Source organism: Bradyrhizobium jicamae (genome assembly GCF_001440395.1).
Classification (GTDB): domain Bacteria; phylum Pseudomonadota; class Alphaproteobacteria; order Rhizobiales; family Xanthobacteraceae; genus Bradyrhizobium; species Bradyrhizobium jicamae.
Genome location: NZ_LLXZ01000168.1, coordinates 13,139 through 32,778 on the forward strand (window position 1 = coordinate 13,139; position 19,640 = coordinate 32,778).

Below are 19,640 nucleotides of genomic sequence, written 5' to 3' on the forward strand. Positions count from 1 at the left end.
GGAAGTCAAGGGATGGACGCTTTCGGCGCGACTTAGGCAGTGTAACCGCGTTCCGGGCATTCGGCGAGGGGGAATTTTGGGCGTGCAGCCATGCGGCGGGGCCGGAATAGGGCCGTAGCCCGGGTGGAGCGCAGCGTAACCCGGGGACCGGTCGCCCGCGGCGGGGGAGTCCCGGATTACGCTTCGCTCCATCCGGGCTACGGGCAATAGGCCCTCGCCGCCTCCGGCGTCACCCACTCGAACTCCGGCAGTTGATGCCGGAACCAGGTGAATTGCCGTTTCGCATAGTGGCGGGTATCGGCACGGCCGATTTCGGCGGCTTCCTCGCGCGTAATCTCGCCGCCGAGGTAGCGGATCAAAGCCGGCACGCCATGGGCCTTCATCGCCGGCAGCAGGGAATCGAGCTTTCGCGCAGCGAGCGCGGCGACCTCCTCCAGCGCACCGCCGGCCAGCATCGCGTCGAACCGTGCATCGATCCGTGCATAAAGCTGGTCGCGATCGGGCGCGAGGAAAACCGCAGTGAATTCGCCCGGCGGCAGCAGCGGCGGCAGGCCTTCGCGATGCCAGTCCGGCAGCGTACGCCCCGTGGCTTCGACGACTTCCAGCGCACGGGCAATCCGGGTGCGGTCGCGCGGCTTCAGCCGTTCGGCAGAGACGGGATCGCGCTGCGCCAATTCTGCATGCAGCGCCTCGACGCCATCGCGCTCCAGCCGGGCGCGCACCGCTTCGCGCACCTCGGCCGGGATCGGCGGCACCGCGGACAGGCCGCGTGTCAGCGCCTTGAAGTAGAGGCCGGAACCACCGATGAAGATCGGCAGACGCTTTTCCGCGCGCGCTTCCGCCAATACCTTTTCCGCGTCCGCCACCCAGGCGCCCGCCGAGAAATTGACCGACGCATCGACATGGCCATAGAGCCGGTGCGGGACGCGCGCCTCCTCCTCCCCCGTCGGCCGGGCCGTGATGATGCGGAGATCGCGATAGACCTGCATGGAATCGGTATTGATGACGACGCCGCCGGTCTTTTGCGCCAATTCGAGCGCCAGGGCCGACTTGCCGCTGGCGGTCGGCCCTGCGATAAGCACGGCCTTGCTCAAATCTAGCTGATGCGCCTGCATGTCCCTCGTCGCCACTCTCATCTGCAATCCGGCCAATCCGGCGCTCGACAGTACCATTGTCGACGGCGCGCTGGCCGTTCTCCCCTCGCCTGGAACGGCGCAATGGCTGTTCAACGAAGTGGCAGTCGACATTCCCTTCGACTATCCGGTCAAGAGCCCGGACGATATCAAGGCGATCGAAACCCGCCTGCAAGCGGCGCGTGGCGATCTCCCGATCGACATCGTCGTGCAGCCAGCCGCTACAAGGCGCAAGAAGCTTTTTCTCGCCGACATGGATTCCACCATGATCGGACAGGAATGCATCGATGAGCTGGCCGACTTCGCCGGGCTCAAGGCCCACGTCGCCGCCATCACCGAGCGCGCCATGCGCGGCGAGATCGAGTTCGAGCCGGCGCTGCGCGAGCGCGTCGCGCTGTTGAAGGACATGCCGGTCGGCGTGGTCGACGAAGTGCTTGCCACGCGCATCACCCCGACGCCAGGAGGCCGCGAGCTGGTCATGACCATGCGCGCCAATGGCGCCTACACCTGCCTGATCTCGGGCGGCTTCACGCTGTTCACCAACGCGGTCGCCGCCAGGATCGGCTTCCAGGAGAACCGCGCCAACGAACTGAAAGTGCGCGACGGCACATTCACCGGCGAAGTCGCCGAGCCGATTCTCGGCCGCGCCACCAAGCTCGCAACCCTGATCGAGTTGCGCGAATCCTTCGACCTCGACGAGATCGACACGCTGGTGACCGGCGACGGCGCCAACGACCTCGGCATGATCCAGGCGGCAGGACTCGGCGTCGCCTATCACGCCAAGCCCGCGGTCGCCGCTGCCGCCGCCGCTCGGATCGACTACGGCGATCTCACCGCGCTGCTCTATGCGCAAGGATATCGGCGTGAGGAGTTCGCGGACTAATTGAAAACGGTTCGTTGCTCACGCCAGCAACGTGAACCTATTGCGACGATGAGCAACCTTAAGTAGCTTGCACAAAAGAGCATCTTAAGAGGTCGCAATGAGCCAACCTAAGACGGTTGATCGTGGCGTTTCACTTATCAAATTCGTATTAGGACTCTTGAGGGCTCACCCGGACGGCATGCGTCCGCGCGATATCTACGCGGAGATCGAATCGAAGCTCCCGCTGGACGATTTCGACAAGGAGACGATGAAGGGATCGGGGCTACCGCGATGGCGCGCCGCCCTGCACTTTCTTTCCGTCGCGGCAACCAAGGCCGGGCTGCTCGTCAAGTCGGATGGACGATGGCGGGTGACGGACGAAGGCCAGAAGTTCGTGACCCTGCCGGACTACGAACTCAAACGGCTGATGCGATCGCGCTACCGGGAATGGCGCTGGAGCCATCAGAAGAGCAAGATAGATGCCGGCATTGCCAACGCCGTCGACGAAACGCCGCCACCCGACACCTCGGTCCTGTTCGAGGACGCCAAGGAAAAGGCGCGCGACGAAATCGACACCTATCTCGACACGCTGACGGGCTACGAATTCCAGAACCTGGTGGCGGCGCTGCTGGAAGGGATGGGATACGCTACCAGCACCGTTTCAAAACCAGGCTCGGATGGCGGCACGGACATCTTGGCCTATGCCGATCCGCTGGGCGCGCAGACGCCGCATATCCGGGTTCAGGTGAAACACCGCGACCAGACGGCGTCGCGCGAGGATGTCGCGGCGCTTCGCGGCATCATCCGGGGTGACCGCGAAATCGGCCTGTTCGTTTCTTCCGGCGGATTCTCGCGGGAGGCGCGCCGCGAAGCCGGCAATGGCGCCGTCCATATCGAGCTGGTCGACCTCGACCGCTTTCTCGAACTCTGGCTGCAGCACTACAGCAAGATACCCGAAGTGAAGCGGTCGAAGCTGCGCCTCGAGCCGATTCACTTTCTGGCCGTGGTCTCGCTCACGTGAGGTCGTTTGGCTCTCCGACGAGCCAAAACTTGTTATGCCCGGACTTGATCCGGGCATCCATCAATCTTGAGAGAGTCTTGCGAAGAAGATGGATGGCCGGGTCAAGCCCGGCCATGACGAGATAGACCTACTGCACGCTGAGCGCGACAAACCGCAGTTCGCCCTCGCCGTTCGAGACCAGCAGCAGCACCGACTTCTTGCCGTCCTTCTTGAGCTGATCGACGCGCTTCTTGATGTCGGCGGCATTGGTGACCGCTTCCTGCGCCACTTCGACGATGACGTCGCCGGCGGAGAGCCGCTTTTCGGCGGCATCGGAGGAGCCGTCAACGCCGGTGACGATGACGCCCTTCACGCTCTCCTTGATCTTGTACTTCGTGCGCAGATCCTTGCTCAGCGTGGCAAGGTCGAGCCCGAGCGCCTTTTGCGTTACCGGCTTCTCGACCGGGTCTTCCTTGGTCTTGGCGGCGGCCTGCTGCACCTTTTCAGTGTCCTCGAGGCGACCGAGCGTGACCTTGCGGGTCTCCTCGTTACCCTTGCGGATGATGACGACCTCGACTTCCTTGCCGACCGCGGTGTCGGCGACGACGCGCGAGAGATCCTTCGGATCCTTGACGTCCCTGCCGTCGAACTTGACCACGACATCCCCGGGCTCGATCCCGGCCGGCTTTGCCGGCCCCTTGTCGTCGACACCGGCCACCAGCGCGCCGCGGGCGGGCTTGATGTTGAGGCTTTCGGCGATCTCGTCGGTGACCTGCTGAATGCGCACGCCGAGCCAGCCACGGCGCAATTCGCCGAACTGCTGCAGCTGATCGACCACGCGGGACACCGTCTTCGAGGGCACCGCGAAACCGAGACCGATCGAACCGCCGGTCGGCGAGATGATCAGCGTGTTGACGCCGACGACTTCGCCTTCGAGGTTGAACAGCGGACCGCCGGAATTGCCGCGGTTGATCGAGGCGTCGGTCTGGATGTAGCTGTCATACGGGCCCTGGCTGATGTCGCGGTTGCGCGCCGACACGATGCCGGCCGTGACCGAGCCGCCGAGGCTGAAGGGGTTGCCGATCGCGATCACCCATTCGCCGAGCCGCAGCTTGTCGGAATCGCCGAACTTCACCGCGTTCACCGGCTTCACCGGCTTGAACTTGAGGACTGCGATGTCGGTCTTCTTGTCGACGCCGACCAGCTCCGCCTTGATCTTGGTGCCGTCGTTCATGATCACGTTGATCTCGTCGGCATCCGCGATGACGTGATTATTGGTGACGACGACGCCGGCGGCATCGATGATGAAGCCGGAACCGAGCGAATTGGTCTTGCGCGGCGTCGGCATTTCGCCGCTCTTGTCGCCGCCCTTCGGCGAACCGCCACGCCGGTTCTTGAAGAAGTCGTCGAAGAACTCCTCGAACGGCGAGCCCGGCGGCAATTGCGGCATCGCTTCCCGGCCGCCGCCCTTGGCCTCCACGCTTTGCGAGGTCGAGATATTGACGACGGAGTCGATCACCTTCTCGGCGATGTCGGCGATGCCGTCAGGCCCGCGTGCGCTGGCCGGCGCCGCCGCCAGCATGCTGGCGGCGCTGAACGAGATTGCAATCCCCAGCAGGCGCAGGCGGCTCGTCAAAGCGGGTCTGGCACCGGACATATCGGCTTGTCTCCAAAAGGGGGCGAATTGGGTTCACACTGCGCCCGAACGGGTCCGAGGCGCAAGCATCTGCACCTGACATTCCAGCGAAAAACCGGCGCCAGGCGGCTCACGATTGCGTTGGGGCCACAGCTATTTGCGTCCGCTGCGGCACCGGCATTTCAAGGCACGAAGCGAACAAGGCGCGAAACAAACCAGGACGGGCCATTACACGCCGGAGCAGCCTAAAAGTTCCAAAGCTGTCCGTCGAATCTCGCCGCAAACGACGGTAAAATGCGCTACCGCCGCACGAACCAGATCAGCAGCAGACCCACGACCGCCGAGACGATGCCGACGGTCCGCAGGATATTGTCCGGCGTCGCCAGCGCGCTCTTCATCGCCCGGCGCATCCAGGCCGGACTCGCAGCGAACATCAGGCCTTCGAGCACAAAGAGGATGCCCACACCGATGAGGAAGTCGGCGAACGCTATGGACCTCATCGGATGGCATCCCCCCGCTGTTCAAGCGCCTTTTGCTTTTGTATCGGCGAAGCGGCCCCTCCGCTTCGCCCTAGAGCGGGATGACTTTTCGTCGAATCGTCATCCCGATCTATCTCTTTGATTTGAGCATGATCTCCGGGCAAACGCTTGGCGGTTGTCCCGAGGAAAACCGGTACCCGCTTTTCCGGATCATGCTCTAACGCGTCTATCCCCGGCCCGAGATTTACTGCTTCGGTGCTGCGGCCGCCGGCGCCTGACCGGACGGATTGGCAAAGAAGCGGAAGAACTCGGAATCAGGCCGCAACAGGAAACGGGTGTCGTTGGAGCGGAGCCCGGTCTCGTAAGCCGACATCGAACGATAGAAGGCGAAGAAATCCGGGTCCCTCCCATAAGCCTCGGCGAACAGCCGGTTGCGCTCGGCGTCACCTGCGCCGCGCGTCTGTTCGGCGGTCGAGTTGGCCTCCGCAACGATGACGGTCGCCTCGCGGTCGGCCTTCGAGCGGATCTCCTGCGCCTTCTGGCCGCCCTGGGCGCGGAACTCCTGGGCCTCGCGCTCACGTTCGGTCTGCATGCGCTTGTAGACCGCCTGGCTGTTTTGTTCCGGCAGGTCGGCGCGGCGGATACGCACGTCGACCACCTGAATGCCGTACTGGTCGGCCTCCCGGTCGAGCTGGTCGCGGATGCGCGTCATCAGGCCCTCGCGTTCGTCGCGCACCACATTGATGAAGGAGACCTCGCCCAGCACGCGGCGCAGTGCCGCGTTCAGCAGGGTGGTGAGCTGGATGTTGGCGGCCTGGATCGAGCCGATGCTCTGATAGAAGCGCAGCGGGTTCTTGATCCGGTAGCGGGCGAAGGCATCGACCACGAGCCGTTTCTGGTCGGAAGCGATGACTTCCTGCGACGGATTTTCCAGATCGAGAATGCGCTTGTCGATGCTGATGACGGTGTCGATGAACGGCGCCTTGAAGTTCAGGCCCGGCTCGGACACGACGTCGACCGGCCGACCGAGCCGCACCACGAGCGCCTGCTCGGTCTGCGACACCGTGAAGATCGAGCTGTAGCCCACGATCACGAGGGCGAACAACAGGATCAGGCTGACAATACCTGCAACCGGAGACCTCATCGCGTGCCTCCGCTCTGCTGCTGACCGGCAGTCGGCGCCGGACGGCGCGGCGTCAATTCGCTGAGCGGCAGATACGGCACCAGGCCCTGGCCTTGCCCGTTGTTGCCGCCGTCATAGACCAGCTTCTCGGACCCGCCGAGAATCCGCTCCATCGTCTCCAGGTAAATTCGCTGCCGCGTCACGTCGGGCGCCTTCTTGTATTCATCATAGACCTTCGTAAAGCGCGCGCTCTGGCCCTTGGCCTCGGCGACCGCCTGTTCCTTGTAGCCTTCGGCGACCTGCAGGATCTGCGCGGCGCGACCGCGGGCGTCGGGAACGACGCGGTTGGCATAGGACTGCGCCTCGTTCTGCAAGCGCTCGAAGTCGGCGCGCGCAGCCTGGACGTCGCGGAACGCATCGATGACCTGGGCGGGCGGGTCGACCTTCTGCATCTGCACCTGCGTGATCTGAACGCCCGAGCCGTAATTATCGAGCGTCTTCTGCATCAGCTCGTGAACGGCCTGCTCGGTGGTGTTGCGGGCGCCGGTCAGGATCGGCTGGATCTGCGAACGCCCAATCACCTCGCGCATCGCGCTCTCGGCCACCGCCTTCACGGTGCCTTCGGGATTCTGGATGTTGAAGAGGAAATTGCCGACGCCATTCGGCTTGATCCGCCACAGCACGGTGAAATCGACGTCGACGATGTTTTCGTCGCCGGTCAGCATCAGGCTTTCTTCCGGCACGTCCCGCATGGTGCGGCCGCGCCGCGCCGGATCGTCGATCAGCGTCATGCCGATCGAGATGGTGGAAACGCGCAGCGCCTTCGGCAGCAGCACGGTTTCGATCGGATAGGGCAGATGATAGTTCAGCCCGGGGTCGACGGTGCGCACATGCTTGCCGAAGCGCAGCACCACGCCGAGCTCTTCCGACTGCACGCGGAAGAAGCCCGACAATCCCCAGATCACCAGCGCGCCGGCCAGCACCAGCGCGATGCCCATGCCGCTGAAATGTCCACCCGGCATCAGCTGCTGCAGCCTGTCCTGGCCGCGCCGCAGAAGGTCCTCCAGATCAGGCGGCCTCGGCCCGACCGACTGCGGTCCACCGCCCCACGGTCCCTTTGGACCCTGACCCCAGGGGCCCCCGCCTTGATTCTTCCACGGCATATAAACTCTCCTCTGCGGGGGACCCGGGTCCGCCTATTGGGGGGGTACCTCAGCCTCGCATATCCGCCCGGCTTTATAGGGGACCGCCCGGGCCCTTACAACGCAAGCTTCCTGCTCGAAGCAGCTATGCCTGACGCCATAATTGTCAATGCAAACATTGGTTAGCGAGGTTAACGCTGACGGCGCCGACGAAATGTCACATAGGAGAAATCGGCACTGTCGTCCGGACCGGCCAGATTTCGCAGGCGCGCCACCTCTTCCCATGCGGTTGGATCAAGCGCCGGGAAATGCGTGTCGCCCTCGGGCCGGGCGTGCACCTCGGTAATCTCCAGGCGATCGGCGCTGTCCATCCATTGCGCGTAGATCTCGGCACCGCCGATCACGGCGATCTCAGTGGCGAAACGCCGCAGCGCATCGCCGGTGGCGATCGCCCTTGCGTCGGCGAAGGAATGGGTAACCACGACGCCGTCGGCACGGAATCCGCCGTCGCGGGTGACGACGATATTGGTCCGTCCGGGCAGCGGCCGTCCGATCGAGACGAAAGTCTTGCGTCCCATCACCACGGGCTTGCCGATCGTCAGCGCCTTGAAATGCGCCATGTCGGATTTCAGCCGCCACGGGATGGCGCCGGCAGCGCCGATCACCCCGTTCTCCGCGACCGCTACAACGAAGACGATTTCCATCATCGCGTTCCCTGCGCCAGCGCCGCAAGCGCCGGACCGCCGACCCGGCAAATTGTCCACTCGTCCATCAGCTCTGCGCCGAGCGATTTGTAGAATTCAATCGACGGCGTGTTCCAGTCGAGCACCGACCATTGCAGACGCGACCAGCCATTCGCCACGCATTCCCTCGCGAGATGCACCAGGAGCGCCTTGCCAATGCCCTTGCCGCGCAGCGCGGGGCGGACGAACAGGTCTTCCAGATAGATTCCGGAGCGGCCGCTGAAGGTCGAGAAATTGACGAACCAGACCGCGAAGCCGACAGGCATCCCGTCCCATTCGGCGATATCGCAGAACAGGCGCGGGTTGGCGCCAAACAGCGCAACGTCAATGTCGGCTTCGGTCGCCTCCACTTCGTGCAGCAGCTTTTCATACTCGGCGAGTTCGCGAACAAAGGACAGGACAAGTCCCGCTTCGCCCGGGCGTGCACGGCGGATCGTGAGAGACATCAATCCCTCACACCGCGACTTCAGCCTTGATGTGCGGATGCGGGTCGTAACCTTCGAGCGCAAAATCCTCGTAACGGAAGGCGAAAATGTCCTTCACACCAGGATTGATCTTCATGACCGGCAATTGCCGCGTCGGCCGCGTCAGTTGCAGCCGCGCCTGTTCGAGATGGTTGGAGTAGAGATGCGTATCGCCGAGCGAATGCACGAAATCGCCGGGCTTCAATCCCGTCACCTGCGCGACCATCATGGTCAGCAACGCATAGGACGCGATGTTGAAGGGCACGCCGAGAAACACGTCGGCCGAGCGCTGGTAGAGCTGACAGGAGAGCTTGCCGTTGGCGACGTAGAACTGGAACAGGCAATGGCAGGGCGGCAGCGCCATCTTGTCGACATCGGCCGGATTCCAGGCGCTGACGATCAGCCGCCGCGAATCCGGGTTGCGCCTGATCATGTCGATGACGTTGGAGATCTGATCGATGCTGCGGCCGTCCGGCGCCGGCCATGAGCGCCATTGCGATCCATAGACCGGACCGAGATCGCCATTGGCGTCGGCCCATTCATCCCAGATCGAAACGCCATTGTCCTTGAGGTATTTGATGTTGGTGTCGCCGGCCAGAAACCAGAGCAATTCGTGCACGATCGCCTTCAGCGGCAGCCGCTTGGTGGTCAGCATCGGAAAGCCGGCCGACAGGTTGAACCGCATCTGGTGACCGAAGATCGACAACGTACCGGTGCCGGTGCGGTCGTGCTTCTCCGCGCCGTCAGAGAGGATACGTTCGAGCAGGTCGTGATACTGGTTCATGGCTGGTGCTTCAGGCCTTGATCGGAACGGCGAATGTAGCGGCCGGGACATCCGATCGACACGCCGATTCGGCTTCGCACGCCGATTATACCCGGAAAAATGATCATCCATCGCGCAAACGACAAGGGGCGGAACCTTGGTCCCGCCCCTCGCCTATCATCTTGATTGTGTGGATTAATTGACCGCCTTGAGCACCGGCGTCCACTTCGCGATTTCGTTCTTAACCAGCGTTCCCAGCGCCGCCGGCGTCCGATCGGCGGCAGGCGGGATGACGCTGCCGAGTTCGAGCAGGCGCTTGCGCACGGTCTCGTCGTCCAGCGCCTTGACCACCGCAGCGTTCAACTTGGCGACGACCTCGGGAGGCGTTCCCTTCGGCGCGAAGATCGCGTTCCATGCCTGGGCCTGGAAAGCCGGCAGGCCGGCCTCGGTGGTGGTGGGAACATTAGGCAGCGACGGGTTACGCTCCGGCGTCGCCACCGCATAGGCCTTGATGGTGCCGCCGTTGATCTGCGGCACAGCGTTGACGATCTGGTCGCACATGTAATCGACCTGCCCGGCCACCAGCGCGTTCATCGCCGGACCGGTGCCGTTGAAGGGCACGCCGATCGGCTTCACGCCAAGCACCGAGTGCAGCAATTCGCACGATACGTTCGAGACCGAGCCGACGCCGGCATGTGCGGCGTTGATCTTGGACTCGTTCGCTTTGACGTAAGCGATGAATTCCTTGAGGTCCTTCGGCGGCAGATCCTTGCGCGCCAGGATCAGGATCGGCGTGCCGGCCAGTAGTCCGACCGGTTCGAAATCCTTCTCCGGATGATAGGCGAGCTTCGGATAGAGCGGCACCGAGGCCGCATGTGTGCCCATATGCCCGGTGATCAGCGTATAACCGTCATTGGCTGCCTTCGCCGCGCGCGCGGTGGCGGTAGTGCCGCCGGCGCCGACGACGTTCTCGATGATGATGGTCTGACCGAGCGTCTGCGCCATGTGGCCGGTGACGATGCGCGCGATGACGTCGGTCGGTCCGCCCGCCGCGAACGGCACGATCATGGTGATATTGCGCGTCGGATAGGCCTGCGCCAGAGCCTGCGACGAAGACACGCCCAGTCCGGCAAGCACTGCCAGAAAACCGCTCGCGAGCGAGCGACCGTACCAATTCATTTTGATCTCCCGAAATCCAATATTGTGCCGAGCCCGCCGGGCCGGCATTTTCCATGGCATAGAAAATTAGCCCGAAGTCGACCAGACTTCGGGCTGCGGCGGACCGACGCAGGTCAGTTCTCCGATTCGACGAAAACCTCGTCGCGCTTCTTGCGGAGCGCCGGCAGTACCGTAAGGACCAGCAACGCCGCGGCAATTGCCATCAGTACTGCGGACACCGGACGCGTCACGAAGACTGACCAGTCGCCGCGCGAGATCAACAGCGCCCGACGCAGGTTCTCTTCCATCAGCGGTCCGAGCACCATGCCGAGCAGCAGGGGCGCCGGCTCGAAATCGTGCTTGATCAGCCAGTAGCCGATCAACCCGAATATGCCTGCAATGATGACATCCGTCGGTGCGTTGTTCACGGAGTAGATGCCGATCGAGCAGAAGATCACGATCGACGGGAACATCAGCCGATACGGCACGCGCAAGAGCCGCACCCAGATTCCGACCAGCGGCAGGTTGATGATGAGCAGCATGAGGTTGCCGACCCACATCGAGGCAATCATGCCCCAGACCAGATCCGGCTGCTTCTGCATCACCTGAGGACCGGGCACGATGCCATGAATGGTCATCGCGCCGACCATCAGCGCCATCACCGCGTTCGGCGGAATACCGAGCGTCAATAGCGGGATGAACGAGGTCTGGGCGGCAGCATTGTTGGCGCTTTCGGGTGCCGCAACGCCCTGGATCGCACCGCGACCGAACTTCTGCGGCGTTTTCGAAATCTTCTTTTCGAGCGTGTAGGCCGCGAACGACGCAATGACTGCACCGCCGCCCGGCAGAATGCCGAGGATCGACCCAAGCACGGTTCCACGACCGATCGCAGGCGCCGAATCCTTGAGATCCTTGGCCGTCGGCATCAGGCCGGAGACCTTGTTCTGAACCAATTGCCGATCGCTCTCACCGCCGGCGTCGAGGTTGCGGATGATCTCCGCAAAACCGAACAAGCCCATCGCCAGCGTGGCGAAACCCAGACCGTCGGCCAGTTCGGGAATGTTGAAAGCCATGCGCGATGCGCCGGTTTCAATGTCGGACCCGACCATGGACAGCAGCAGCCCCAGAACGATCATCGCGATCGCCTTCAGCACCGAACCCTTCGCCAGCACGACCGCGAAGATCAGGCCGAGCACCATCAGCGAGAAATATTCGGCAGGCCCGAACGCCAGGGCGAGCTTGGTGAGCGGCGCGCCCAGCACGGCGATGAGGACCGTCGCGACGCAGCCGGCGAAGAACGAGCCGATCGCGGCGATCGCCAGCGCCGGACCGGCGCGGCCTTGCTTGGCCATCTGAAAGCCGTCGAGCGCAGTGACCACTGATCCGGCTTCACCCGGAATATTGACCAGGATCGACGTGGTCGAGCCGCCATACTGCGCGCCGTAATAGATGCCGGCCAGCATGATCAATGCGCCTACCGGCGGCAGGCCGAAGGTGATCGGCAGCAGCATGGCCACGGTGGCGATGGTGCCGATGCCCGGCAGCACGCCGACAAGGGTACCGACCAGCGCGCCGATCAGGCAGAGCAGAATGTTGACGGGAATCGGAATGGAGGTCCCGCCAAGGAATGCGGGGGTCCATTGCACGAACTGGAAGACAACGCCGAAGCCAAGTCCAAGGTTTGAGAAAACGTCGCCCATCGCGCCCTCACCGGATCATGAAAGTGGGCAGGAGCTGCAGCGGCAGGCCGAGCGCATAGGGAAACAGCAGGGCACAAAACGCCGTCAGGCAGGCACCGACGATGATCGTCTCCACCCACTTTGTCTCCGCCGATCCGCATGCCGCGATCAAGAAGCTTGTCATGGCCGCGAAGATCATGCCCATCGAGCGGATCGTCTGAGAAAACGACAGGATCGCGAGCGTCACGAAGAACGGACCTCGCCAATGATATTTGGCAAGGTGCTGGCCCTCGGTGAAAATGCCGACGGCGGTGATGCCAGCGCCCAATATGAGCAGCAGCGTTGCGAACATCCGCGGCGCCGTGCCGGCGCCGAACGAGAAGCCGCGCATGCCCTGCAGGTCGCTCGACGCCCAGAGTGCGAACGCGGCGATAGCCATCATGGCTATTCCGCCAACGAAGTCCTGCTCGTTACGCACCCATTTCGGCATGATAGATTTAACCGGCGCTTGGCCCGGCGTGGCGTTCATTCGTCCCTCCCCAAAAGCGGCATCGCCCGCTTGCTTGGATAACTTGGAAGCTTGTCCCGGAAACTTGCTAGCGACTTTCGTCAGACAACGCCAGCAAAACCAAGACGCTTTCGAGCCGGACAGCAAACGACGCTGCAAAGCCACAATCAAGCCCCGCCCGGTTACCGCAGGTCGCAACTATTGCGATTAGAGCGCTGCAACACCCCCGAACCGCTTGGTCCGTCAGGGTCGGGATCCGCGCATTCAAGCGGGCCAGGTTTACGAGGCATGCGGAATGCAAAACGCCGACCGTTGCAGCGGCAATGGTCGAATCCGTGGCGAAACCGCAACTGGGCGTCACCAAACCGAAAGTCCAGGGGCCCGTTCCCGTCCCGTTCAGTGTCTTCGGCCCTGTTTTTCTTCAGACTTGCACCCTATATTGGGGGTGCCGGTTCGCCGGCTATGGAAATAAATGACCGTCGCAATAAACCATTCGGACCCGGGGGCAGTACCCGGCGCCTCCACCCAAGCCCACCCCGTGAGGGGCGGGTTTCGGCGGGGGCGAAACAGGATCGACGAGGGCGTAAAGGGCGCGTTTTTTCTCGGTATGGTTCCGCCGATATCGGGCCATGCAATAGTTGCAAACGACAACTATGCTCCGGTTGCTCAGGCTGCGTAACGCAGTTTGAAAGACCAATCTAAAGTCCTAGCGGGTTAAGCTCCGCTAGGCGGGGTCCGGAGGCACCTGGCAACAGAAGCCTCCACTTAATTCTTTCATTTCCGGCCGACGGAGCCGTTGCTGCAAATTCGATCCGTCGCGCCTGCTGACCTGCGGCTCCCGCCGGGGTACCATGCGGCAAGAGGGGCGAGTCGGGGGACCGGCGGCCACAGACGTAACAGGACGACCATGGCAACCGATCATATCCGTTATGACGTGCTGGCGCGTGACGCGCTGCGCGGAGTGCTGCGCCGCGTGCTGTCCGACGCAGCCGAACACGGCCTGCCCGGCGAGCATCATTTCTTCATCACCTTCCTGTCCACCGCCGACGGCGTGAAGCTGTCGCCGCGGCTTTTGGCGCAATATCCGGAAGAGATGACGATCATCCTGCAGCATCAGTTCTGGGATCTGGTGGTGACGGAGGATCGTTTCGAGGTTGGCCTGTCGTTCGGCGGCATTCCCGAGCGACTGGTGGTGCCGTTCGCGGCGATCAAGAGCTTCCTCGACCCGTCGGTGCAGTTCGGCCTGCAATTCGAGCCGTTGGAAACCATGGCCGAGGCGCCCGCGGCGAAGCTGCCGGCGGTTCCGGCAGCATCCGCCCTGCCCGTCGCCGCGACGGAGCCCGAGCCCGCCGCCGAAAGCAAGGACGAGCCGGCCAAGGCGAACGAAGGCGCGGAAGTGGTTCGGCTGGATCGTTTTCGCAAGAAATAATCTAAGCACAAGAAGCTTCGCCACGCTGTAGTGTACGCGTTCCGCCATTTCACGGCGCAACGGACATTACGCATGGCTCGATCAGAAACATCTCGAAACAAATCCACCCGCAGCGAGACCGACAGCTTCGGTCCGATCGACGTTGACGCCGATCGCTACTGGGGCGCGCAGACGGAACGCTCGCGGCAGAATTTCAAGATCGGCCAGGACCGCATGCCGCTGGCGATCGTCCATGCGCTCGGTCTCGTCAAACTCGCCGCCGCCCAGACCAACCTGGAACTCGGACTGATCGATGCGCGCAAAGCCAACGCCATCATCCGCGCCGCGCGCGAGGTGATCGAGGGCAAGCTCGACGACCATTTTCCACTGGTGGTCTGGCAGACCGGTTCCGGCACCCAGACCAACATGAACCTCAACGAGGTGATCGCCAACCGCGCCAACGTGATACTGGGCGGCAAGCTCGGCGCCAAGGAGCCGGTTCATCCCAACGACCACGTCAACATGAGCCAGTCGTCGAACGATTCATTTCCGACGGCGATGCACATCGCCGCCGCCGAACGCATCCTCGCCGACCTGCTTCCGGCGCTCGACGAACTGCATCGCGAATTGCGCAAGAAGGAGAAAGCGTTCGCCAAGATCGTCAAGATCGGGCGGACCCATACCCAGGACGCCACGCCGCTGACGCTGGGGCAGGAATTCTCGGGCTACGCCGCCCAGGTCGAGAGCGGGATTGCGCGGCTGCGGACGACGGTGAAGGAGCTGTTCCCGTTGGCGCAGGGCGGCACCGCGGTCGGAACCGGCCTCAATTCGAAGCCGAAATTTGCAAAACTGTTCGCAGGCCAGGTCGCGAAAATCACCAAGCTGCCCTTCACCAGCGCGCCCAACAAGTTCGAGGCGCTGGCTTCCAACGACGCTTATGTCAGCGTCCACGGCGCGATCAATTCGGTGGCGACCGGCCTGTTCAAGATCGCCAACGACATCCGCCTGCTGGGATCGGGGCCGCGTTCCGGTCTTGGCGAGTTGATCCTGCCGGAAAACGAACCGGGCTCATCGATCATGCCAGGCAAGGTCAACCCGACGCAGTGCGAGGCGATGACCATGGTGTGCTGCCAGGTGTTCGGCAACCAGACGGCCGTCACCGTCGCCGGCAGCCAGGGGCATTTCGAATTGAATGTCTACAAGCCGGTTTTGGCATATTGTATGATACATTCCATTCAACTGCTGTCGGACGCGGCACGCTCGTTCACCGAGCATTGCGTGACCGGCATCCGCGCCGACGAAAAGCGAATTCGCGAGTTGATGGAGCGATCGCTGATGCTGGTCACCGCGCTGGCGCCGAAGATCGGATACGACAACGCGGCGAAGGTCGCCAAGTCAGCGCACGCACGTGGAACGACGTTGAAGGAAGAGGCTGTGCGCCTCGGCTTTGTCGATGCCGCAGAATTCGAACGCCTGGTGCAGCCGGACAAAATGACACCCCCGGGCTGATGGCCGCATTGCCCCCGGGAAACTACGGATGAGTGCTGGAAATTATGGATCATATCGGAAGAATGAGGTTGATCATCTATTGCGATTGCGTTGACGCATGGTAGGAGCAGGGATTACTCGGTTTTTCGCAGAGCGAAATTTATTTTTTGATGCTATCAATGAGCGCTACACGGGGATTCCGGATGACCATTCAATTTGCTTGTGTGCTACGCGACTTTTTTCTGCCCCATGAATCATCATGCCTTCGAGTCGCCGGATGATGGAGACGAGCATGGGAGACGTGATCAACCTGAAGCGATTCAAGAAGCGTAACGATCGGGAACAATCGGCAAAGCAGGCCGATGCCAACCGCGCGCGGTTTGGCCGGACCAAAGCCGAACGCACGCTCGACGAACGTCGCAAGGATCGCGCTGCCGACCTTCTGGACCAGCACAAGCTCGATGACGGAGAGGCGTCATGAAGTCACCTGTCGTCAAGCGCTCGATCGTCGTCGCCGGCCACAAGACCAGCGTCAGCCTCGAAGAGGCTTTCTGGAACGGCATGAAGGAAATCTCGGGCCTGCGGAACATGACGCTGTCCGAACTGGTCGGCGAGATCGACGGCAATCGCCAGCAGGGCAATCTGTCCTCGGCGATCCGCCTCTTCGTGCTCGACTACTTCCGCACGCGCGCCATGCCGCCGGCCGCCGCGCCGGACGCGCCGCGGCCGCAGGCTTAGAGCTTCGGTCCGGACGGGCGCGTCACCCGGCGCGCCCGCCCTGCTCCGTCGCAGTCGCTCAATAAACCAGGCCGGTGCCGGGCGGCTTTTCGAGTGCTGAGGCCAGCGACCGATACTCCTCGCACCCGGTGCCGCAGATCGCCGCGATCCGGGTCAGATGATACGATGCCTGGTCGCGATTGCCCTGCTCGATCTGCCACAGGCCATAATACTGCCAGGTCAGCACGTGCTTCGGGTCCGCCTTCAACGCGCGCTCGTACCAGGTCTGCGACAGCCTGTAGTCGCCGAGCTTGCGATAGGAATAGCCGATCAGGTTGGCAACGTTGGCATTGTCGTCGCGGCCGAGCGCTTTTAGCTGCGTGATAGCGTCGGCGTAGTCTTGTCGTTCGTAGATCGTTGCATGCGCGGCGCGATATCCTTGCCGGAACGCGGCATCGTCGGCGCTCGACTGCTTGTTGGTCTTCTTCTTGGCTTTCGAGCTCGACTTGGCGCCGGCCCCGGTGTTGGGCGGCGGCGGGTTGGCCGAGGGCGGGTCGCCACCGCCGCCTGCGGCAAAGGCCGGAATGGATGGCGGCGAAGCGATCAGAACCGTTGAAAACATGGCCAGCGTTGCAAGCTTGATGGCCGACTTCATCATGCGAACCTCCGATTTTCCTTCGTCAGTGAAACCATGGTCCAGCCGCAGGTACAGACCCCGCCGCGCGCGAAGTATTCCCGCCGGTTCGCCTGGAAAGCATTGCGCCTTGCGGCAGTCTGGAGGAATGCGTATCTAATTGAGGGGCGTCACAGTTCCCCCGCAAGGCAGCGGGCGGAACCGCTGAATACAAGCACGCCCAATCGGGAATCCCTGGAGAGAGAAATGGACATCGCAAAGCTGACCGCGCCTCGCGACCTCAGTCCATTTTCGGAAGCTCTCCATGCCTGCCTTTCTTGTTCTGGATTCCATATCCCTCATCACGCCTGACGGACGCCCGCTGTTCGATGGACTGACGCTCGCGATTGGCCGCGAGCGCACCGGCCTTGTCGGCCGCAACGGTAGCGGCAAATCCACCTTGTTGCGCCTGATCGCGGGCGAGATCGAACCCGCCGGCGGATCGTTGCAGCGCCTCGGCTCGATCGGCATGCTGGCGCAGCTGACCGATGAACGGCTGACGGTCGACGAGGCGCTCGGCGTGGCGGGCGGTCTTGCCCGGTTGCATCGGCTCGAACGCGGCGAAGGATCGCTCGATGACGCCGCGCAAGCAGACTGGACACTGGAAACGCGGATACAGGCGGCGCTGACGGAAGCCGGACTGCCGTCACTGCCGCTGGATCGCCCGATCGTCTCCCTGAGTGGCGGCGAGCGGACGCGGGTCGCGCTGGCCAGGCTTTTGATCGAGGCGCCGGACCTGTTGCTGCTGGACGAGCCCACCAACAATCTCGATGCCGACGGCAGGCAGGCCGTGGCGCAGCTGCTCGAACGCTGGCAAGGCGGCGTCCTCGTCGCCAGCCACGACCGCGCGCTGCTCGAACGCGTCGACCGCATCGTCGAACTGACGCCGATCGGCATCACGATATTCGGCGGCGCTTGGCCGGCCTTTGCCGAAGCGCGTGACGCCGCCCGCGCCCGCGCCGCCGACGATCTCGAGCGCGCCTCGGACGCCCTGCGCAATACCGAGCGCACGGTGCAGAAGGCGCGCGAAAAGAAGGCCCGCCGCGACAAGGCCGGCCGCGCCTGGCGCGCCAAGGGCATCGAGGACAAGATGTTCATGGACCGCGAGAAGGAGCGTGCCGAGACCAGTGCCGCACGCGAAAGCCACCTCGCCGGCCGCCTGCTCGGCGAGCGCACCGAGGCGCTGGAAACGGCGAAGGCGCAAGTCGAGATACTGACGCCGCTGTCGATCGATCTGCCGCGCACCCATCTGCCCGGCGGCCGCGAACTCGTTGTCTTCAAGGACGTCGTGATGACCTTTGGCGAGCGCCGCCTGTTCGAACCGCTGTCGTTCGAGATTCGCGGACCCGAGCGGATTGCCGTCCGCGGCGCCAACGGCTCCGGCAAGACCACCTTATTCCGCCTATTGACCGGCGAGCTGAAGCCTGCGAGCGGCGATATCAACCGCCGCACCGACCGGATGGCCGTGCTCGACCAGCATATCGGCCTGCTCGATCCCGCAGCGAGCATTCTCGACAATTTACGACGATTGAATCCCGAGCTCACGGCCAATGAAGCGCACGCGGCGCTGGCGCGCTTCGCATTCCGTAACAAGGCGGCGCTGCAGATCGCGTCGACACTCAGTGGCGGTGAGCGGCTGCGCGCAGGTCTCGCCTGCGTGTTCGCGCGCCCGCAGCCGCCGTTCCTGCTGCTGCTCGACGAGCCGACCAATCATCTCGATCTCGCCTCGATCGAGGAACTGGAAGCTGCGCTGAAAGGATTCGACGGCGCGCTGACCGTGGTCAGCCACGACGAAGCATTCTTGCGGGCGATCGGGATCGAAAGGGAGATCGTGCTCGGCTAGGCCGCGTACTCATGAAATCGGTGGCGTGACGTACAGAAGCAATGTCTGCTGCGCTTTTGGACCAACGCCGTTACCGCAAGGAAGCGCAATGACGCGAAGGGTCAACCGCGGAAGTCGGCAACTCGGCTCTGATCAAGCACGTGTCGAGCTGTCGCACCGGTCGGCGGCGCGCCACTCCACGATCGTGCCGCCATCTTCAGCCGATGTCTCAAAGCGCGCCTTCACATACTTGGCCCGTGCACGGTCGACCTTCAAGCGATCCCCGATAGCGATCTTGAGGGCCTCATGTCTCTCACGATCTTCAAGCAAGGCGGGATGTGACTCGATAGTGACGGCCCCCCGTTTAAACGCCGAGTCCCACCGCAGCCAAATTTGCCAGTCTTCAAGGACGAGAGCCAAAAGGCTCTCATCAATAGGCGAAACGAAATACGTGTCGCCATATTCGTCTGAACTGTGGTCAAACTCGGCCTCGTATATGTGTGGCACGCCATCGACGTCTGCGATGCCAAGGCGCGGCCCATCATAGTAATCGTTCACCGTGTGTACGCGATCGCGGGCCATTGAGCTCCCTTTGCTTCGGTACCGCTGCCCATCTTTACTGCCATGCCATTTGATGTCTGCTTTGTGTCAAAGAACGGCTCGCTGCCTATGGCTGCGCGCCAATCAGTCCAGGTCCTAATTCGACCGCGGCGGCGGATTGGCGACCTGCGGTGTCAGCGCCAGTGGCGGACGCGGTTTTTGCTTGGCGGCGCCCGGTGCGGGCTTGACGTCGATCGGCGGCGGCAGCGGCGCGACCTGCGGCGCGCCGGCGACGGGCGCAG

Annotated in this window: 20 protein-coding genes and 1 other RNA gene; 8 read left to right on the forward strand and 13 right to left on the reverse strand. The window is 63.1% G+C overall.

Annotated features, from left to right (window positions below):
• Window positions 1–197 precede the first annotated feature (197 nt).
• Window positions 198–1,115 (reverse strand): tRNA (adenosine(37)-N6)-dimethylallyltransferase MiaA, encoded by a 918-nt coding sequence (miaA, locus tag CQ12_RS28555; protein WP_057838626.1) that lies wholly within the window; start codon window positions 1,113–1,115, stop codon window positions 198–200.
• Between miaA and serB the strand changes: the two genes are divergently transcribed.
• Both serB and CQ12_RS28565 read left to right on the forward strand, forming a co-directional pair.
• Window positions 1,114–2,016 carry a phosphoserine phosphatase SerB gene (gene serB, locus CQ12_RS28560; protein ID WP_057838627.1) on the forward strand — a complete coding sequence of 301 codons (903 nt, stop codon included), beginning with the start codon at window positions 1,114–1,116 and terminating at the stop codon, window positions 2,014–2,016. The genes miaA and serB overlap by 2 nt on opposite strands.
• A 97-nt stretch (window positions 2,017–2,113) precedes the next feature.
• Window positions 2,114–3,016, forward strand: coding sequence for a restriction endonuclease (locus CQ12_RS28565; RefSeq protein ID WP_083519520.1), 903 nt, complete (start codon window positions 2,114–2,116; stop codon window positions 3,014–3,016).
• A gap of 127 nt (window positions 3,017–3,143) precedes the next feature.
• Here CQ12_RS28565 and CQ12_RS28570 read toward each other — a convergent pair whose 3' ends face one another.
• From CQ12_RS28570 to CQ12_RS28615, 10 genes are all read right to left on the reverse strand, one after another.
• A complete protein-coding gene (locus CQ12_RS28570; protein WP_057838629.1) occupies window positions 3,144–4,652 on the reverse strand; it encodes a Do family serine endopeptidase in 1,509 nt (502 codons plus the stop codon).
• Window positions 4,653–4,930: 278 nt separating this feature from the next.
• Window positions 4,931–5,131 (reverse strand): DUF2065 domain-containing protein, encoded by a 201-nt coding sequence (locus CQ12_RS28575; protein WP_057838630.1) that lies wholly within the window; start codon window positions 5,129–5,131, stop codon window positions 4,931–4,933.
• 223 nt (window positions 5,132–5,354) lie between these two features.
• A complete protein-coding gene (gene hflC / locus CQ12_RS28580) occupies window positions 5,355–6,254 on the reverse strand; it encodes a protease modulator HflC (RefSeq protein WP_057838631.1) in 900 nt (299 codons plus the stop codon).
• Window positions 6,251–7,396 carry an FtsH protease activity modulator HflK gene (gene hflK / locus CQ12_RS28585; protein ID WP_057838632.1) on the reverse strand — a complete coding sequence of 382 codons (1,146 nt, stop codon included), beginning with the start codon at window positions 7,394–7,396 and terminating at the stop codon, window positions 6,251–6,253. The genes hflC and hflK overlap by 4 nt, the downstream gene beginning before the upstream one ends.
• Window positions 7,397–7,566: 170 nt before the next feature.
• A complete protein-coding gene (locus CQ12_RS28590) occupies window positions 7,567–8,079 on the reverse strand; it encodes a dihydrofolate reductase (protein WP_057838633.1) in 513 nt (170 codons plus the stop codon).
• Window positions 8,079–8,564: a GNAT family N-acetyltransferase gene (locus CQ12_RS28595; RefSeq protein ID WP_057838634.1), complete on the reverse strand. Its 486-nt coding sequence runs from the start codon at window positions 8,562–8,564 to the stop codon at window positions 8,079–8,081. The genes CQ12_RS28590 and CQ12_RS28595 overlap by 1 nt, the downstream gene beginning before the upstream one ends.
• 7 nt (window positions 8,565–8,571) lie before the next feature.
• Window positions 8,572–9,366: a thymidylate synthase gene (locus CQ12_RS28600; RefSeq protein ID WP_057838635.1), complete on the reverse strand. Its 795-nt coding sequence runs from the start codon at window positions 9,364–9,366 to the stop codon at window positions 8,572–8,574.
• 174 nt (window positions 9,367–9,540) lie between these two features.
• A complete protein-coding gene (locus CQ12_RS28605; RefSeq protein ID WP_057838636.1) occupies window positions 9,541–10,524 on the reverse strand; it encodes a tripartite tricarboxylate transporter substrate binding protein BugD in 984 nt (327 codons plus the stop codon).
• Between the two features lie 113 nt (window positions 10,525–10,637).
• On the reverse strand, window positions 10,638–12,203 hold the full coding sequence (locus CQ12_RS28610; protein ID WP_057838637.1) for a tripartite tricarboxylate transporter permease: 1,566 nt from the start codon (window positions 12,201–12,203) through the stop codon (window positions 10,638–10,640).
• 7 nt (window positions 12,204–12,210) lie between these two features.
• Window positions 12,211–12,855, reverse strand: coding sequence for a tripartite tricarboxylate transporter TctB family protein (locus CQ12_RS28615; RefSeq protein WP_245310215.1), 645 nt, complete (start codon window positions 12,853–12,855; stop codon window positions 12,211–12,213).
• A gap of 243 nt (window positions 12,856–13,098) precedes the next feature.
• Here CQ12_RS28615 and ssrA point away from each other — a divergent pair.
• The 5 genes from ssrA (at window position 13,099) to CQ12_RS28635 (ending at window position 16,324) form a co-directional block, all read left to right on the forward strand.
• Window positions 13,099–13,456: a transfer-messenger RNA gene (gene ssrA / locus CQ12_RS41495) on the forward strand.
• Window positions 13,457–13,597: 141 nt separating this feature from the next.
• Window positions 13,598–14,119, forward strand: a complete 522-nt coding sequence (locus CQ12_RS28620) for an SspB family protein (RefSeq protein WP_057838639.1) — start codon at window positions 13,598–13,600, stop codon at window positions 14,117–14,119.
• A 72-nt stretch (window positions 14,120–14,191) separates the two neighbouring features.
• Window positions 14,192–15,607, forward strand: a complete 1,416-nt coding sequence (fumC, locus tag CQ12_RS28625) for a class II fumarate hydratase (protein ID WP_057838640.1) — start codon at window positions 14,192–14,194, stop codon at window positions 15,605–15,607.
• A 271-nt stretch (window positions 15,608–15,878) separates the two neighbouring features.
• Window positions 15,879–16,067 carry a DUF4169 family protein gene (locus CQ12_RS28630; protein ID WP_057838647.1) on the forward strand — a complete coding sequence of 63 codons (189 nt, stop codon included), beginning with the start codon at window positions 15,879–15,881 and terminating at the stop codon, window positions 16,065–16,067.
• The gene (locus tag CQ12_RS28635; RefSeq protein WP_057838641.1) at window positions 16,064–16,324 is read left to right on the forward strand and encodes a ribbon-helix-helix domain-containing protein; all 261 of its coding nucleotides are present in this window, start codon (window positions 16,064–16,066) and stop codon (window positions 16,322–16,324) included. The genes CQ12_RS28630 and CQ12_RS28635 overlap by 4 nt, the downstream gene beginning before the upstream one ends.
• 58 nt (window positions 16,325–16,382) lie before the next feature.
• Here CQ12_RS28635 and CQ12_RS28640 read toward each other — a convergent pair whose 3' ends face one another.
• On the reverse strand, window positions 16,383–16,961 hold the full coding sequence (locus CQ12_RS28640; protein WP_057838642.1) for a tetratricopeptide repeat protein: 579 nt from the start codon (window positions 16,959–16,961) through the stop codon (window positions 16,383–16,385).
• 280 nt (window positions 16,962–17,241) lie between these two features.
• Between CQ12_RS28640 and CQ12_RS28645 the strand changes: the two genes are divergently transcribed.
• On the forward strand, window positions 17,242–18,819 hold the full coding sequence (locus tag CQ12_RS28645; RefSeq protein ID WP_057838643.1) for an ABC-F family ATP-binding cassette domain-containing protein: 1,578 nt from the start codon (window positions 17,242–17,244) through the stop codon (window positions 18,817–18,819).
• A 132-nt stretch (window positions 18,820–18,951) separates the two neighbouring features.
• On the opposite strand, the gene CQ12_RS28650 is transcribed toward CQ12_RS28645, so the two are convergent.
• Entirely contained in the window at window positions 18,952–19,380 is a 429-nt protein-coding gene (locus tag CQ12_RS28650; RefSeq protein WP_057838644.1) for a hypothetical protein, read from the reverse strand.
• Window positions 19,381–19,640 lie beyond the last annotated feature (260 nt).